The following is a 16,762-nucleotide window of genomic DNA, read 5'->3' on the forward strand; positions in this document are numbered from 1 at the left end:
CATGAACCTCCGCAGCCTCGACGCACCCGCGCCGACCGTCGGCGCACTGCCTGCCTTCGCCTGGCGGGAGGTGTCGGTGGTCGCGGCCGTGGCGGGGACACTGTTCCTGATCCGTCTCGACCGCTACCGCATCGGCGGTGACGAGCTGTATTTCCTTGCGGCCGGGCGGCATCCGTCGGTGAGTTATGCCGATCAGGGGCCGCTGGTTCCGTTGCTGGCCGCACTGTCGGATCAGCTGGCGCCGGGTTCGGTCGTGGCATTGCGCTTGCCCGCGTTGCTGTTCACGGTGGTGGCTGTCGTGCTCAGCGCGGTGATGGTGCGGGAGTTCGGTGGCGGCCGACTCCCCCAGACCGTCGCCGCGCTGGCCTACGCGACCACCCCGATGGCGGTGATGCAGTCGGCGATGCTGAGTACCTTCGCCCTCGACATCACGCTCACGGCGGTGCTCGCGTGGCTGCTGATCCGATGGGTGCGCACGCGCGCGGACGGGCTGTTGATCGCCGCGGGTGCCGTGGCCGCGCTCGACTTCCAGGTGAAGTGGCTGATTCCGATCATCTGGGCGGTGCTCGCGTTCGGTGTCGCGGTGTTCGGTCCGCGCGAGATGCTGCGGCGGCCCGCGTACTGGGTCGGCTCCGCGCTATTGGTCGGCTCGGCGGTGCCGATTCTGTGGTGGCAGCACAGCAACGGCTGGCCGCAGCTGTCCATGGGCGCGGTCGTGCGCGACGAACAGCTCGCCACGGCCGGGGTGCTCGCCGCGCCCTGGACGATGATCCAGGTCACCGGGGCGGGTGGGTTGCTGCTGCTCGCGGGGATGTGGGCGGGGCTGCGCTCGCCACGATTCCGGCCGTATCGGTTTCTGATCCCGATGATCGTGATCGGGCTGAGCGGGGTGGTGCTCGCGGGCCTTCGGCCCTACTTCATGGCCGGGGCCTTTCCCGGCCTGTTCGCCGCCGGCGCGGTGTATCTGGCGGACCGGGGGCTGTCTCGCCGGGAACTGGTGTTCGGCGGTGCGATCGCCGGGCTGTCCACGACGATCTGTGTCGCCCTCGTGCTCGCCCTGCCCCGACCGGAATCGGCGCTGCGGACAGCCACCGAGGACTACGCCCAGATCCATTCGCGCAGTGTGCTGTTCGGGCCGAGCGGCTGGGACGACCTGGTCGGCTCGGTGCGGCGAACCTACGAGCAACTGCCGCCGCAGCAGCGCGCCGGTCTGGTGATCGTGACCCAGAACTATTGGCAGGCAGCGGCACTCGAGCACTACGGACCCGCGGCCGGTCTGCCCGAGGTGTACAGCCCCAATCGGGGCTACGGCCACTTCGGCGCACCACCGGACAGCGTGACCACGGTGCTGTACGTCGGGGTGGACGGCCCGGAGACGGGTCTGCGCACCGGTTTCGCGAGCACCGTCCCGCTCACCCGACTCGATGAACCGCTGGGCTTCCCCGGCGTGAACCGTGCTGTGGCGGTGTGGCTGTGCACCGGACCGAGCCGGGCCTGGTCGGCGCTGTGGCCAGACGCCAAAGAGCTGCGCCTGGTCGACGGAACGACAAGACACGCGCGATGAACGGAGCGATGACAGTGCTGCATTCGATGCTGCGACGGCTCGTCCTGTCGGTGGTGCTGGCCGCCGCCGGCCTCCCCGTCGCCGGGGCCGCGCAAGCGGCGCCGGACCTGGTAGCCGCCCGGGCCATGGACGCGGCCCGCCCAGCCCCGAACGGGTCGTTCGCGGTGGCCGCCGCGGCGAACGGGCCCGGCCGGGTGATCGACCTGACAGTGCACTCGGCGGCCATGAACCGCCCGGTCACCGTCGCGGTGATTCCGGCGGCCGATCCCGAAGCACCCGCCGGTGCGCTGTATCTGATCAACGGTGTCGACGGCGGCACCGACACCCCGGACTGGCGCGAGGGCAGCAACTGGTTCACCAAAACCGATGCCCTGGACTTCTTCGTGGGCAAGCAGGCCACCGTCGTGATGCCGATCGGCGGCGCGGGCACCTTCTACACCGACTGGCAGTCCGACGACCCCGGCACCGGCCGCAACCGGTGGCTCACCTTCCTCACCACCGAACTGCCGCCGATCATCGACTCCGCCTTCCACGGCACCGGCCGCGACGCCGTCGCGGGGCTGTCGATGGCCAGTTCGGCGGTGTTCCGGATGGCACAGGAGGCGCCGCAGCGGTTCCGGATGGTCGGCTCCTTCAGCGGCTGCGTGCAGACCAGCAATCCGGCCGGGCAAGCGATGGTCGCCTCGATCGTCACCGCCCGACGCGGCAACCCGCTCAACATGTGGGGACCGCCGACCGACCCGGCCTGGGTCGCCAACGACGTGGCGCTCCACGCAGAACGGCTGCGCGGCATCGGGGTGTACGTCAGCACCGGCAACGGCATGCCGGGTCCGCTGGACACACTCGACGGGCCGGGCATCGAGCAGCGTCCGATCAAGCTGGCCGATCAGCTGGTGATCGGCGGTGTGCTCGACGGAATCACCGTGGTGTGCACCAAACTGCTGCGCGATCGGCTCGCCGCCCTCGACATCCCGGCCGAATTCGATTTCCGCCCGGCAGGCACGCACTCCTGGGGGTACTGGGAACAGGACATGCACACCTACTGGGAGCGCGTCGCCCCGCTCCTCGCGCCCTGATGCCTCAGATCGGTTCGGCCACTTGCTGATTCGTCAGCACCCTCGGTGGCTCGAACCGATCGGCACTTGCGAATCAGTCAGCACCACCACGGACCCGAATCAGGTCGGCTGCTTGCGAATCCGCGGGCGCCACCGCCGACTCAAACCAGTTCGGCTGCTTGCGAATCCGCGGGCGCCACCGCCGACTCAAACCAGTTCGGCTACTTGCGAATCCGTGAGGACCACCGGCGACACAGCGTCCTGTGCGCGTACCAGGCGGACACCGCGGTACAGCGGTCGTTCGTCGAGGCCGGCGTCGCGGGCTTCTGCCCGCAGCTGGGCGACCAGGACCTCGGAGATCGCGACGGCGGCGGCCAACGGCGCCGAGGCCAGGGCGTCGGCCAGTTTGCGCAGGCCGAGCAGGTGCAGCTCGCGGCCGCTGCCCGCATCGGTGTACATGGCCAGCGGCACCAGTTGGGTATCCTCGCCCGCCGTCACGCGCAGGACAATGCGGCTGAGCCGGCCGGGGAACACCAGCAGTTGCGCGCCGGAGGCTTCGGCGAGGTCGATCCGACGCGCACCGACGAGGCGATGAGCGTGGATCACGGTGCCGTCCAACCACATCCGCCTGCGCTGGAACGCCATCGCGTACGCGAGCGTGGGGACCGCGACGATCAGGCCGAGCAGGACGGCGTAGGCCCAGCTCAACCAGATCGAGGTCACCAGCATCACCACGACGCCGACGGCGAACGCGCCGAGCGAGAGCTTGCGCAGCATCGGGGCGAAAACCTCGGGTGCGACCAGGTCGATGCCGATCGGTTCCGTCGCCGGTCGCCCGGAATCCCCGCTCACCACAGTCCCTCTCACCGCCGCCGGCCCGCCCGGCGTGGGGCGCGGTCAGATTACCGCGCCCCGTGCACGCCGTCTGCTAGCGGCCGAGACCCGCTCGCAGTACTCCGACGACCTCGCCGAGCGGCACCTGGCGTTGGTCGCCGGTGGCCATCTCCTTGACGCCGATCTCGTTGGTCTCGAGATCGCGGTCGCCCAGGACCAGCGTGAACTTCGCGCCGGACCGGTCAGCACCCTTCATGGCGCCCTTCATGCCGCGCCCACCGTAGGCCAGGTCGACGCTGATGCCCGCGCCACGCAGCTCACCGGCCAGCGTGACCATCCGCGCCTTGGCCGCGTCACCGAGGGCTACGCCGTAGACCTGGCAGCGCGCCGGATCGGCGGCTGACTTGCCCTCGGCCGCCAGCGCGAGCACGGTCCGGTCGACACCGATACCGAAGCCGATACCCGACAGGGGCTGCCCGCCGAGCTCGGCCATCAGCCCGTCGTAGCGCCCGCCACCACCGATGCCCGACTGGGCGCCGAGCTGGTCGTGCACGAACTCGAAGGTGGTCTTGGTGTAGTAGTCCAGGCCGCGGACCATGCGCGGGTTCACCACGTACGGCACGCCGAGAGCGTCGAGGTGGGCGAGCACCTGCTCGAAGTGGGCCTTGGCCGACTCCGACAGGTGGTCGATCATCAGCGGCGCGTCGGCGGTGAGTTCGCGGACCTCCGGACGCTTGTCGTCGAGCACGCGCAGCGGGTTGATCTCGGCGCGGCGGCGGGTCTCCTCGTCCAACGGCAGGTCGAACAGGAACTGCTGCAACAACTCTCGGTACTGCGGGCGGCAGGTCTCGTCGCCGAGGGAGGTGATCTCCAGGCGGAACCCGTCCAGGCCGAGCGCCCGGAAACCGGCGTCGGCGACGGCGATCACCTCGGCGTCGAGCGCCGGATCGTCCACCCCGATCGCCTCGATACCCACCTGCTGCAGCTGCCGGTACCGACCGGCCTGCGGCCGCTCGTACCGGAAGAACGGTCCCGCGTAGCACAGCTTGATCGGCAGCTGACCGCTCTTGTCGAGCCCGTGCTCGATCACCGCCCGCATCACGCCCGCGGTGCCCTCGGGCCGCAGGGTGAAGCTCTCGCCCTTGCGGTCGGCGAAGGTCCACATCTCCTTGCTGACCACGTCGGTCGACTCGCCGACACCCCTGGCGAACAGGGCGGTCAGCTCGAATATCGGCAGCTCGATGTGCCCGTACCCGGCCAGTCGGGCGGCATGAACCAACCCGTCGCGCACGGCGACGAACTCGGCCGAACCGGGCGGCACGTAATCCGGAACCCCCTTCGGGGCACTGAAGCTGCTGGTCTTGGTCACGATCACCCAGTTTTCCCCACGGGCGCCCTCCGCGTCCAACCGGTTACCCTCTAGGCGAACCTGACGACACGGGAGGAACGCGGTAGTGCCGAGTAACGAACAGCGACGGGCGGCGGCCAAGCGCAAGCTGGAGCGCCAGCTGGCACGACGGGCCGAGCAGGAGAAGAAGCGTAAGCGCCTGACGATCGCCGGGTCGGTGCTCGGCGTGATCGTGGTCGCGGCCGCGGGCGTCGGGGTGTACTTCCTCACCAAGGGCGACGACTCGCCCTCGGCGAACGCCGAGTCGTCGTCGGCGGTGCCGACGACCACCTTCGTCAACACGCCGCTCGACCTACCCGCACCGCCACCGCCCGCCCCCAAGCCGGCGACGGTCGACTGCTCGTACCCGGCCGACGCCGAGCCGCCCGCCAAGCCGGTGACGGCGCCCGCGGTGACCTCGGTGGCCACCGACGGTCCCGAGGTGAAACTGTCGATCGACTCCACCCAGGGCCCGATCGGCCTGTCACTGAACAGCGCGCAGGCGCCGTGCTCGGTGAACTCGCTCGTGAGCCTGGCCCAGCAGGGCTACTTCGACAAGACCAGCTGCCACCGCATCGTGGCCAGCCCCGGTTTCGGCATCCTGCAGTGCGGTGACCCGACGGCCACCGGCTCGGGCGGCCCCGGCTACAGCTTCGACAACGAGTACCCCACCGATCTGTACCCGAACGGTGACCCGGCGCTGAGTCAGCCGGTGAACTACAAGCGCGGCGTGATCGCCATGGCCAACGCGGGTATCTCCCCCGAGGGCAAGGGCACCAACGGCAGCCAGTTCTTCCTCGTCTTCGGCGACACCGAACTGCCCCCGAAGTACACCATTCTCGGCACCATCGACGAGGCGGGCCTGGCCACCTTGGACAAGGTCGCGGGCGCGGGCGTCGAGGGTGGCGCCCAGGACGGCGGCCCGGCGATGCCGATCTCGTTCAACACCGTCAAGGTGGGCTGACACCCCAGCTACCACGACACGGGCCGGACGCCTCGCGTGTCCGGCCCGTTCGTCGTTTTCAGGGTAGGCTCAGATGTCCACTTCCACAGCGGCATCGGGGAGCAGTCATGGCGGAACTCGACGACATCGGCAGCGAAACGGCGGCGATGATGCGCACCATGCTGCAGATGGCCACCCTGGTCGCCCTCAAGTCGCGCGAACACGGTCAGAAAGAGGCCGAGTCCCGCGCCAAGGCGATCGAGGCGAAGATGAAGGAAGCGCGCGAACTGCAGATTCGCGAGGCGCGCGATCTGAAAGCCAAGGATCCGCGCAATATCGAACTCGTGCAGATGATGTCGGTGGGCCAGGCCAAGACGCAGGCGAAAGGCCTGTCGTTGCAGAAGGACCCGTCCTCACCGTTCGCCGCGAGTTCGAGCACCAGCACGGCGACGAAGACCGTAGAAGCACCGCAGCTCGGGTACGACTCGGCCGAACGCCGCGCCGCCATCGCCGCGCATCTGCAGCGAGCCGGTGTGGCTCCGGAGCTGAGCCAGGTGCGGATGCTCGTGGAGATGGGCCAGGGCATTTCGCCCGACGAGGCGATCCGCCTGCGCGACGCGGCGACCCGCCACGTGGGTACCCGTGAGCGCGGCATCGAAGCACGCGGCATCGAACGCGGGCGCTGACCCCGGCGACGGCCGATACCACCGCCGGGGCGCCCTACCGGTTCACGACTGGTAGGGCGTTTCCTTCTGCCACACACCGTCTTTCGGTGCTGTCCACTGATTGTCGTCCGGATTTTCCAGCGGCAGTTCCGACAGCATCTTCTTGTGCCCGTTGCGCACGCTGCAGTACTTGAACGGGCCGCGCGGATCGAACAGCTTGGTCATGTGCGGGTCGGCGTGATCGAGGAACCACACGCTGATTCCTGGGCCACCCTGCATCCGGTAGTGCTCCCACGCCTGCCACAACGCGTCCAACCGGACCGCCGCCTCGGGATGGCGCCACCATTCCGGACACCACACGGTGTCGCTGATATCGGTGACCTGGCGCTGGTAGATCTTGCTCAGATACTCCTTCACGAACTCCGCCACATCGGCGTAGACCTTCTCGCGCTTGTCCGCCCCCGTCGTCACGTCGTCGTTCACAGCGGCTTGACCTCCTCGATTTCACCGATCTCATCCGGTGGCGGATTGTTCTTCGACAGTGTTGCCGGGGGCTGGGCGCTGAGCACCAGATCGTCGATGCGGGTCTTGCGGGTGGGGTCGTTGTCGTCGATCGAGCGGCGGACCGCGTCGGCGTATTCCGATTCCCACCACGGCACAGTCCGCACGAGCACTGCGGGCTGACCGGAGGTGAACACCACGGCCCGCCCACGTGGCAAGGTGGCCAACCCCTGGGCGGTGAAGGTGACCGACGAGCTGAGCGAGCGCGAGTAGCTCTTGCTGTTGCCCGACTGCGACACCGACGCCGAGATGGAGTCGTACTCGCCGATCGCCTCGGACCGGTCACGCAGGAAAGCCATGTCGTCGACACCGCTGCCGAGCACCTTGATGTTGGCGGCCGACCACAGCGCGTTCATCCCATCCGCACCCCAGCAGCGCGCACCCTGCGCCCAGGACTGCAGCACCGTCATCACTACGATGCCGCGCGAACCGAAGTGGCTGTACTGCTTGGGCAGGTCCTTCCAACGCACCACGTTGGCGGCTTCGTCGAGGACGGCGAGCAACGGGATCGGCAGCCGCCCGCCGGACGACATCGCCGCCTTGCGCATGGCCACATCGATCACGGCCTCGGTGAGGGCGCTCACCAGCGGCGCCGCCGATCCTCGACCTTCGAGCGAGAGGCAGTACAGCGTGCCGTTGCGTTCGATGAACTCGAGCTCGTCGAACTGCATCCGGTCGCTGCCGGCCCGGGTGATCCACGGGTGCACATTGGACAGCTGCAGGCAGCGGATCATCTTCTTCGCGGTGCCGAAAATGCCGCTCTTGGTGCGCTGTTCAGCGTTGTACTGCATGGCGAGACCCGCCGCGGTGAAGTCGTGGCCCGCGCTGCGCAGGTGCTGGATCGGTTCGCTGTTCTGCGAGTCGGTGACCCATTCCCAGACCTGGGTGATCGGCTTGCCCGCGATCGCCGCCGCGAGGAACAGCCCGGCCAGCAGGTCTTCGGCCTCGGGATCGAAGAAGCTGTCGCCGCTGTCGGCGCCACCGGACTCGGCGTCGGCGAAGTGCCCGGCCAGCCGGGCGGCCCGCATCTCACACCCCTCGCGCCGGAAATCGACCCAGGCCAGCGGATCCCAGAACCAGGTCGGCCGCTCCCCGGCCACGCCCTGCGGGTCGAACACAAAGGTGGCGCTGCCTTTGGCCTCGCGGACGTTGCGGGTGGCGTCGACGACGTCGCGTTTGTTGGATGTGGTGAGCACGGGGCCGATGGCCGACAGGATCGCCGGGATCACGCGCGACGTCGACTTGCCCTGGCGGGGACCCCAGATGTCGAGGTGCAGGTCTTCGTAGGAACCGTAGAGCGGCGTCCCGTCGGCTACGGCGACACCGATCGGCACACCGGGCGCGTCGTTGGTGCCGAGCCGCACCCCGAGGTCCTTGGCCTTCTGCCGCACCCCCTCCTCGGTGATCGAGGCGATCGCACTCCCACTACCCATGTAGTCGGCCTTGTCGTCGATCGCCAGCCGCCCCGCGCCCGCCCGCTTCTTCATCTGCTTGCGGATGTAGAAGTACGCGAAGATCGCCGCGATCACCAGCAGCACGATCACCGTCGACGCGCGCGGCCAGTGCAGTTTGCCCCGGGCGAGGTCGGCAACCACCGCGATCGGGTTGGCAGGCACGTTCTGCGGCTGCACCGACAGGGCGTTGCCCAGGTGCAGAGCGGCGGCGAGGACGCCGAGCGTCGCGAAGCCGACCACGATCAGGATGAGCGTCGTGTCGGGCCCGACCGCGGCCGGGTCCTTCACCTTTTTCTTCGCCACGTGTGCCTCCTCGAGGACCTTGTCGGATATGGATCTCAGCGGAATCCGTCGAGGCGCCAGCCTTGCGGCGTCTGCACCACGGTCGCGATGACCGTGCTCGGCGGTAGGTCTTCGGTGCGCCCGTCCGGGTAGACGACGGTCTGCTCGATGCCGATCTTGAACTGCGTCACGGCCGGGTCGGCGCTCGGCGGTGCCTTCTCCCCCGAGGCGAAGGTGAAGGCCGTCACCTCCGCTTTCGCCTTCGCCCAATCGGCCCACTGCAGCGACGGTTTCGGTGCCGCCGTGCCCGTAGGTGCGTCAAGCATACGTAACATGCTCGGCCCCAGCCATTTTCGCGCACGCGCCAGCGAATCACCGGGTTCCTCGGTGACCGGGTGCCAGGTGTACACCTCGCGCAACGCCACCACCGCTACCCCGTCGGGGGTGGTCGGGTCGACGGTGGCCGCGGCCTCGAGCAGCCGGGTGGTCGAACTCGCCTGTGGGCGCGCGGGATCGGCGTCGCCACCGCAGGCGACGAGCACCGTACTCAGAAACGCCACGAGCATCACCGCCGGGGTCGTGCGGATTCGTGTTGTCTTCCACCAGGTTATCCCTGGTCGGGCCGCCCGTGTGGTCACACAACCCTCCTCGCCCGCGCGTCACCGGGCATCGCCACCTCGACGACGCCGCCGCCACTGCGTCCGCTCGGCGCGACCGCCTGGATCACCTGGCCGTTGCCGGCGTAGATCCCCACCTGCGCCGGTCCCTGCGGACCGAAATCACTGAACACCAGGTCGCCCACCGAGATCCGCCCGAGCGGCACCTCCGTGCCCGCCTCCCACTGCTGTTCGGCGGTGCGCGGCAGGTCCACCTCGCCCGCCGTCGCCGCGAACACCGCCGCGGCCGTCAGACCGGGGGCGTCGAATCCGCCGCCGCTGGGTCCCTGCGGACCGCCACCGCCCCACACGTACGGCACTCCGAGCCAGTCGTGGGCGGCCTCGGCGATCTGCGGTCCCTCGGCGCCGGGTTCGCGGGTGAACCGGCCCTGCGCGCCCGGTGCCCGGTATTGCGGTTCCATCGCCAGGATGTTGGTGACGTACGGCCGGGTCTCGGAGTAGTGCGCCGCATACCGATTCGGCATGCCGCCCGAGGCCAGCACCGCGCCCTCACCGGCGTTGTAGCCGGCGAGGGTGAGGGCGGCCAGGTCGCCGGAGACCTTGCCCTGCGCGATCCAGCCCGCGATCTTGTGGGCGATGGCGCACATGTAGCGGGCCTGGCCGATGATGGCGTCGCCGTCGTCCCACACGCTGGCGGTGCCGTTGCCGTCGGCGTCGATGATGTAGGGCTGCCCGTCGTCGGGGTTGATACTCACCGCCGTGCCGGGCAGGAACTGGGCCAGGCCCTGCGCACCTGCCGGTGAGGTGAGCCCGCGCCGGAAACCCGACTCCTGCTTGGCCTGCGCGGCCAGCAGCGAGGAGGAGATCTCCGGACAGACGGTGCCCGCGCGCCGGTACCAGATCTCCAGCTCGGCGGGCACTTTCCCGTCCGCGAGCAGGCCGCCCGCGCTGCCGAATCCACGCACACAGCTCGGGTCGTTCGAAAAGGCGCGTGCCCCACCGACATCGGGAGTCGGCGCGCCGTCGAGCCACGGCATCGGGTCGATCTGACGACCACCGGTGAAGCGACCACCCGGCACGATCTCGAAATGCAGGTGGGGACCGCTCGATTCGCCCGCCGAACCGACCATGCCGATGGGCTGACCGGCGGTGACGGTGTCACCGGTGCGCACCTTCACGCCGTGATCCCACATGTGCCCGTAGACCGCGGAGTAGGCGCGGCCGTTGTAGTCGACCGAGTCGACGACGATCCAGTTCCCGAACCCCGACGCGGGCCCGGCGGCGACGACCCGGCCGTCGGACACCGAATAGATCGTGGTCCCGTCGGCGGCGGCCATGTCGATGCCCTTGTGCCCGCCGCCGCGGGAACCGAACACATCGGAGATGGTGAAGGTGCCGACCTCCATCGGCAGCGTGCGCCGCAGCGGCCCGACCCCGGCCGCCAGCGACGGTGTGCCGGTAACGGTCGCGTTCGTGGTCGTCGCCGCGGTGGTGGCGCCCGCGCGGGTGTCGGCGCCGAGTTCGGGCAGCGTCGGCGCCGAGGAGCCGACCAGCACGTCACCGGTCTCGCAGGTCTCGTCCGAGGACGGCAACACGATCACCAGCACCATGGCCACCAATCCGATGACCGCGCCGAAGACACCGATGATCATCGAGCGGGCGTTCATCGGCCACCGCCCCGGATTGCATGCCGGGCGGCGAGGACAGGCTCGTCCGCCGCGGCGGTGTTCACGTGCGGCGCCGGGTTTCGTTGAGCGTGTCGGCGAGGGTGCGGTTCATCTCGGCGGCCGCGGCCAGCTGTTGCTGCAGCAGCACCACTTTGCGGCGCAACGCGGTGGCGTCCATCCGGTCAAGGCTCGGTCCCTCGGCCGCGCGCACCCAGTTGCGCACCGAATTCGCGTGCACGCCGATCTGTTCGGCGACAACCCGGCACGCCTCGGACTCGCTGCGCAGCTTGTCGGTGAGCGCGATGACCTGTTCGACGGCGGCGTTGCGCACCTCGGGCGAGACGCGGCGGTAGGACCGGTGCGGCATCATGGCTGGTCCTCCTCCGGTGCCTGGCCTCTCGGGTGGTCGCCGAACTCGCTGAACCGCTGGTTCGTGTCGTGGATTCCGCTTTCTTTCTCCGACACCGTGAACTCCATGTGGAAGGGGATGCCGGGACGGCGATCCTCACCGATCTTCAGCAGAAACTTGCCGGTACCCGGCGGCGACGGCCGCTGCTGGCCCGGTTTGAGCGCCTCACCGGTGAGCGCCTGCGGCGCCGACCATCCGGTGACCATCTCCTGTTCGGCGGCCGTGAACGGCACCGTCGAATCCAGTCGCGAGATCTCTTCGGCGGGCAGGGCGCCGAAGATCTTGGCGCGGGCGCGTTCCAGGAAGCCGATGGCCTTGGCGATGGCGGCATCCGAACCCAGCGCCTGCAGGTCCTTGATGGTGTGGCTGATCATGATCAGCGCGGTGGCCAGGCCACGTTGCAGACGGGTCAGCTCGTCGACGCGGTCGACCATGAAGTCGCCGAGCCCGAGCACCTGCCACAACTCGTCCATCACGACCTGGAAGTAGCGCTGCGGGCCGAGTTTCGCGTCGGCGAGCACGTGCGCCGCCTCCACCGAGGCGAAGCCGTCGGCCCAGCAGGCCAGCATCACGGCGGCTTTGAGCTTCTTGTCGCCGGTGGGGATGTGGGACACGTCGATGCACACGGCGACGGCGCCGGTGTCGATGGGCACGCTGGTCTGGCCGTTGAAGATGGCGCCGAACGGGCCCTGGGTGAGCGCGCGCAGCGAGCGGCGCAGATGTTTGATGGCGTGGGCGTATTCGTCCTCGTCGTCGGCGCCCGCGTCGAGCATGAGCTCCGGTCCGCCCGCGACGATCACCTCGAGGAGGTTCTCCATGATCGGCGGTTTGTCCGGGGCGTAGCCGCTGCCCGGCTGGTACAGGATGCGCAGGGCGGTGGCGATGAGCGTTTCTTCGAAGTCCGCCACCCGGGCGCCGCGGACCAGTTCCACGAGACCCGCGATCAGGGTGACCTGCCGGGCCCGCAGATCCTGGAGCACCTGCAGTTGCAGCGCCGGGAACCCCTCGAGCCGTGGCACCACCGAGCCGAGCACACCGGCGGCGAGCGGATTGAGCTTGCCGTGCCCGTAACCGAGGTCGATGACCTGACCACCGACGAGTTCGACCATCTTGCGATAGTCGGGTTTCACGTCGGCCAGGATCAGCGGGGTGATGCCCTGGGCGATGCCGCCGAGCACGATCCGGCGCACCAGCGAGGACTTACCGAAACCGTTGAGGCCCAACACGAAAAGGCTCGGCGCGGTGATGAAACTGCCGCGCATGAACCAGTTCATCGGATCGAAGCACACCGGGGCGCCGGTGTGCAGATGCGAACCGAGCGGGGTGCCGATCAGCGGTGCGCCCGCGCCGACGGACCACGGCCACAGACCCGCGACCTGCGCGGTGGTCGCCCGGTACTCCACGGGGCGGCCGACCACGTTCATCTTGCCGCCGCCCGCACCGGAGTAGCCCCGGTCAGTCAATTCGGCGGTTGTACGGTCGAATCCGTCCTTGACGACGGCCTCGGTGCGAGCCTGGGCGTTGTTGCGGCGCAGGTCGTCGGTGTGGATGCGGAAGGTGGCCCAGGCCGCGCGCAGACCGGACTGTTCGCGCGCGATCATCTCGTAGCGGGCGCGGGTGGCGTCGTCGAGCAGCGGGGGGCCTTGGCGGCGTTCGGGTTTGGCCTTCGACCGTGCCGAACGCCCCGCACCCATGGCGCGGTCGGCGGCGTCGTCGGGGCGGATCGGACGCGCGGCCTTGGTGGGGCGCGCGACCTTGGCCGGACGCTGCTTCTTGGTCAGGCGCGGTGGCTTCTTCGCGTTTCGCTGCGAATCACCCTGGGCACGAGCGTGATCCAGACGCGGCCCGTGATCCTCGTCGCGCAGACCACCACTCGGACGCCGTTCGACGTCACGACGCGGGTCACGCCCCCGCCGCTCCCCCGCGTCACGGCGCTGCCCACGCTCCCGGCCGCCTCGCATGTCCTCGGCGCCACGCCCACCGTCACCACGCCCACGGGGGTCGTCGCCCCGTCCTCGCGAGTCGTCACCGCGCCCGTGTACATCCGCACCGCGGCCACGGGGGTCGTCACCGCGCCGCCCGCGCATGTCGTCCGGGCGCGACCGGCGCTGATCCGCGCCACGGGTCCGGTCGGAACGCGACGGGTCTTCCCGCGACCTGCGTTCTCCCGCCGAACGTTCCTCACCCGCGCGGGATCCCCGCGACGGGTCGTCGCGGTCGGTGCGCTCGTCGAGGCCGAGCACGTCGTCGCTCACGCGCGACGTGCTCCCCGCGGGACGTGGCTCGCGTTCGCCGCGGATGCGTGGTGGCCGGTGGACCGGGCGCAACGCGATGTCGTCGCGGTCGCGCACCGGGGGTTCGTAGTCGCGTCCCATGATCGCCTCACCCCGCCAATGCCTTCGGAATGGTCGCGTGTTCGGGCAGGATCACACCGCAACCGAGAGAGGCCGCGAACGCCGCGGACTGGTACCGGTAGCACCGGCGGATCTTGAGGCGAGCCTGCGTCGACAGGTCACGCGTGATGGCCTCGATGCGCGGCAGGTCACCGCGCAGCGGTTCGGTGATGGTCACCAGCGCGCCGAAGCGGGTGACACCGTGGCCGCGCGCCTGTTCCTCGCGCGCCTGCTGGGTCGCGCCGACGCGCAGCGTGGCCGCCGCCGACACCACACCGCGTTCGCTCTGCTGGGCGACGAGCGCGTTCTTGAAGTCGTCGTCGACGATCTCGGCGGCGTCGGCGGCCGAATGCGGCCGGTAGACGATCGCGATGCGTTTGCGTGGCACTTCGGGATTCGGCGCGAGCAACCGCTGCAGCACCCGTTCGTCGACCGCGCCTTCCGGTGCGGCGTCCATCTCCCAGGTCACCGAGCGGCCGCCGTCGTGGATGAAGTGGTCCCACTTCTCGTCGTAGGACACCGGGCCCGCGTCGTCCCAGCCGAGGCCGTGCCCGCCGGGGTCGGCGGCGGCCACCTCGAGGTCGGCCTGGGATGCCGGGTCGTAGCTGCGCCGGATGAAGGAGATGACCTCCTCGGCCGACATCGGCTGCGCCCGCACACCCGCCTCGGCCAGCGCCGCGCAGATACCGGGCAGCCGCCGCCCGATCTCCACGGCCTCCTCGGCCGGGTTCTTGCGGCGTTCGGCGGTGGTCGCCTTGAACGTGATCGCCACGCGCGGCAGCAATTGCACACGCTCCTGCGGCAATTCGGTGGCCAGCTCGTACATCACCTGCTGGGCCAGGTCGGGGGCTTCCGGACGGGTGATCGTAGAGACCTCGTTGAGCAGGCGGTTACCGGTCTCGGGCACCGTGTCGATCACCGGGACCACCGCGACGATGTCGCTGGTCTGGCCCACCGACGCCAGGAACGTGCCCCAGGCGGCGACCCAGCGGTCGATCACCGGCTGGTCGACCGCCTCGTGTCCCTGCGGCCAGGCGCGCAGCACCACCGTGTACTGCGCGAAGGCGGGCAGGTGGATCATCCCGAAGTGGTAGCCGCCCGCGTCGATGCCCTCGTAGAGCTTCGACGGGGCGAGCAGCCCCGGCAATTTCGTGACGCCGCCGGGGATCCGGGAGAACCGGCCACCGCGGTACACGTGCTCGCCGTTGCGGCGCGAGCGCATCCAGTTGAACATCATCAGTCCCGTCTCATAGCCCGAACGGCCCCCCGTCCGCCACACCAGCGGCACCATCACTAGCGCGCCGAGGCCGCCGACGATGAAACCCCATTTGAATCCGCCGACCATCGCACAGACCAGTGCCGTGATCACCACGACGAAACCGATGACGGTCTCTTCCCAGCGCAGGCCGAAAAGGCCTGCGCTGCGGGGTTTCTGCCACAGGCCGTAGGAGCGGCGCTCGTAGGTGTCGGTCGCGGAGGTGCTCATCGCGGAATCGTGCTCCTGCCGAGGTCGGGTGAACGGTTGGCCCAGCGGTCACCGGCCACGTCGCCGGCCCGTTCGTCGGCGCGGGCGGTGGAGGCCGCCGCGGCCCGGGCGGCGGCCATGTTGCGGGCCGCGCCCGAGGGCACCGAACCCGAACTGGCCGGTGGCGGCGCGGATCCGCCACCGCGCGGCGGCGGCGTGGGTCGTGGAGCGCCGCCGCGCTGGGCGGCCGCGCCACCGGCCCCGCCTGCCTGGTTGCCGAAATAGCCTGCCGTGCCGGGTGCCGCGACGGGTCGCGCGGCCACGGCCTTGGTGCCGACCGCGCCGAGCGCCATCGCACCGAGCGCCACACCGCCGGTGGCGATCAGACCCGAGCCGCCGGTACCGACGGTGGCCACGGCGGGCGCGACCAGACGCATCAGCGCGGGCAGCACGAACGCCACGCTGCACAGCAGCACCAACGCGACCAGCATCCGCTGGGCGTCCTCACCACTGGGCAGCCCACCCGAGGCGGTGGTCTCGTCGGTATGCCCCGCGGTGGTGAACGCGATCATGTACACGATCGCCGCCACCGGTTTGAACAGCATGAACGCGATGATCCAGCCGACCAGTTTCTGATACGACTGCTTGCCGGTACTGGTCGCCGACGCCGCCGCGGCCAGCGGCAACACCCCCGCCGCGACCACGAGCAGACCTTGGCGCACGATGGCGAGCACGATCTGGGCGAGCGCGCCGAGCAGGCCGACGATCGCGATGATCAACACAAGGCCCGGCGAAAATGCTTGCAGCTTCGACGTTTTCACCATCAGCTCGGCCATGTTCTTGGCGTTGCCGCCGGTGGCGTCGGCGATGATCCACTCGGAGAACTTGTCCGAGGCGCGCGTACCGGCCACGATCACCGCGCCGAGCATCCACGAACTGAACACCACGCGGGCGAACAGCCGGAACGACTCGGCGGCCTCGCTCACGGCCGCCCCGCGTCTGGCCTCGGCCAATCTGCCACCGGTGATGATGACCGAGGCGATCAACAGCAATATCTGGATCTGATACGTGTAGTCGTTGATCTTGGTGAACAACGCGCCCGAGTCGCTCACCGCCTCGTTGGGCACCTTCATCCAGAAGGTCAGGGCCAGGATCAGCGCCTCACCGAGACCCTTCATCAGCGAGTCGACCACCTTGCCGAAGGTGGAGTCCCACGCCTTGTCCTTGACCGCCGTCGCGGCATCACCCGGATGCGTGGCGGCATTGCCCGCCTTGCAGACCGCCGACGCGGCATCACCCAGCGAGACACCGGGAATGGCGACGCTGTCGAGTGTGTCGTGCAGTTCGTTGCACGCCTCGTCGAAGCCGTAGGTCTGACCGTAGGCCACGGTCGGGGTCGCGATCATCACGGTGAAGATCACCGCGAATATTGTGACGATCCGCCTCAGCATTGTCGGCACCCCTCG

At 69.5% G+C, this 16,762-nt stretch carries 14 protein-coding genes; 4 read left to right on the top strand and 10 right to left on the bottom strand.

Annotation, left to right across the window (positions count from 1 at the left end):
• The first annotated feature begins 1 nt into the window (after nt 1).
• Both NCO8_RS02925 and NCO8_RS02930 read left to right on the top strand, forming a co-directional pair.
• Entirely contained in the window at nt 2-1,564 is a 1,563-nt protein-coding gene (locus tag NCO8_RS02925; RefSeq protein ID WP_067636131.1) for a glycosyltransferase family 39 protein, read from the top strand.
• Nucleotides 1,565-1,572: 8 nt separating this feature from the next.
• Complete coding sequence (locus tag NCO8_RS02930; protein ID WP_084456552.1) at nt 1,573-2,640, top strand: alpha/beta hydrolase; 1,068 nt, start codon at nt 1,573-1,575, stop codon at nt 2,638-2,640.
• Between the two features lie 186 nt (nt 2,641-2,826).
• On the opposite strand, the gene NCO8_RS02935 is transcribed toward NCO8_RS02930, so the two are convergent.
• Both NCO8_RS02935 and hisS read right to left on the bottom strand, forming a co-directional pair.
• Nucleotides 2,827-3,471 (bottom strand): hypothetical protein, encoded by a 645-nt coding sequence (locus NCO8_RS02935; protein WP_067636624.1) that lies wholly within the window; start codon nt 3,469-3,471, stop codon nt 2,827-2,829.
• Between the two features lie 76 nt (nt 3,472-3,547).
• Nucleotides 3,548-4,822, bottom strand: a complete 1,275-nt coding sequence (gene hisS, locus NCO8_RS02940) for a histidine--tRNA ligase (RefSeq protein WP_067636626.1) — start codon at nt 4,820-4,822, stop codon at nt 3,548-3,550.
• An 85-nt stretch (nt 4,823-4,907) separates the two neighbouring features.
• Between hisS and NCO8_RS02945 the strand changes: the two genes are divergently transcribed.
• Nucleotides 4,908-5,804 carry a peptidylprolyl isomerase gene (locus NCO8_RS02945; RefSeq protein ID WP_067636132.1) on the top strand — a complete coding sequence of 299 codons (897 nt, stop codon included), beginning with the start codon at nt 4,908-4,910 and terminating at the stop codon, nt 5,802-5,804.
• Between the two features lie 107 nt (nt 5,805-5,911).
• Nucleotides 5,912-6,469: a hypothetical protein gene (locus NCO8_RS02950; RefSeq protein WP_067636133.1), complete on the top strand. Its 558-nt coding sequence runs from the start codon at nt 5,912-5,914 to the stop codon at nt 6,467-6,469.
• 42 nt (nt 6,470-6,511) lie between these two features.
• Here NCO8_RS02950 and NCO8_RS02955 read toward each other — a convergent pair whose 3' ends face one another.
• From NCO8_RS02955 to NCO8_RS02990, 8 genes are all read right to left on the bottom strand, one after another.
• Complete coding sequence (locus NCO8_RS02955; protein WP_245655215.1) at nt 6,512-6,931, bottom strand: DUF4913 domain-containing protein; 420 nt, start codon at nt 6,929-6,931, stop codon at nt 6,512-6,514.
• A complete protein-coding gene (locus NCO8_RS02960; protein ID WP_067636134.1) occupies nt 6,928-8,766 on the bottom strand; it encodes a type IV secretory system conjugative DNA transfer family protein in 1,839 nt (612 codons plus the stop codon). Before NCO8_RS02960 ends, NCO8_RS02955 begins: the two co-directional genes overlap by 4 nt.
• Nucleotides 8,767-8,801: 35 nt before the next feature.
• Complete coding sequence (locus tag NCO8_RS02965; RefSeq protein WP_245655216.1) at nt 8,802-9,383, bottom strand: hypothetical protein; 582 nt, start codon at nt 9,381-9,383, stop codon at nt 8,802-8,804.
• A complete protein-coding gene (locus NCO8_RS02970) occupies nt 9,380-11,029 on the bottom strand; it encodes a peptidoglycan DD-metalloendopeptidase family protein (RefSeq protein WP_067636138.1) in 1,650 nt (549 codons plus the stop codon). Before NCO8_RS02970 ends, NCO8_RS02965 begins: the two co-directional genes overlap by 4 nt.
• A 61-nt stretch (nt 11,030-11,090) precedes the next feature.
• A complete protein-coding gene (locus NCO8_RS02975; protein ID WP_067493524.1) occupies nt 11,091-11,399 on the bottom strand; it encodes a transposase in 309 nt (102 codons plus the stop codon).
• Nucleotides 11,396-13,813, bottom strand: coding sequence for a hypothetical protein (locus NCO8_RS02980; protein WP_084456431.1), 2,418 nt, complete (start codon nt 13,811-13,813; stop codon nt 11,396-11,398). Before NCO8_RS02980 ends, NCO8_RS02975 begins: the two co-directional genes overlap by 4 nt.
• 7 nt (nt 13,814-13,820) lie before the next feature.
• Nucleotides 13,821-15,317, bottom strand: coding sequence for an SCO6880 family protein (locus tag NCO8_RS02985; RefSeq protein ID WP_067493522.1), 1,497 nt, complete (start codon nt 15,315-15,317; stop codon nt 13,821-13,823).
• A complete protein-coding gene (locus tag NCO8_RS02990) occupies nt 15,314-16,747 on the bottom strand; it encodes a hypothetical protein (RefSeq protein WP_067493822.1) in 1,434 nt (477 codons plus the stop codon). Before NCO8_RS02990 ends, NCO8_RS02985 begins: the two co-directional genes overlap by 4 nt.
• Nucleotides 16,748-16,762: the final 15 nt, after the last annotated feature.

The sequence above is a fragment of the Nocardia coubleae NBRC 108252 genome, from assembly GCF_001612805.1.
In the GTDB taxonomy this organism is placed as follows: Bacteria; Actinomycetota; Actinomycetes; order Mycobacteriales; family Mycobacteriaceae; genus Nocardia; species Nocardia coubleae.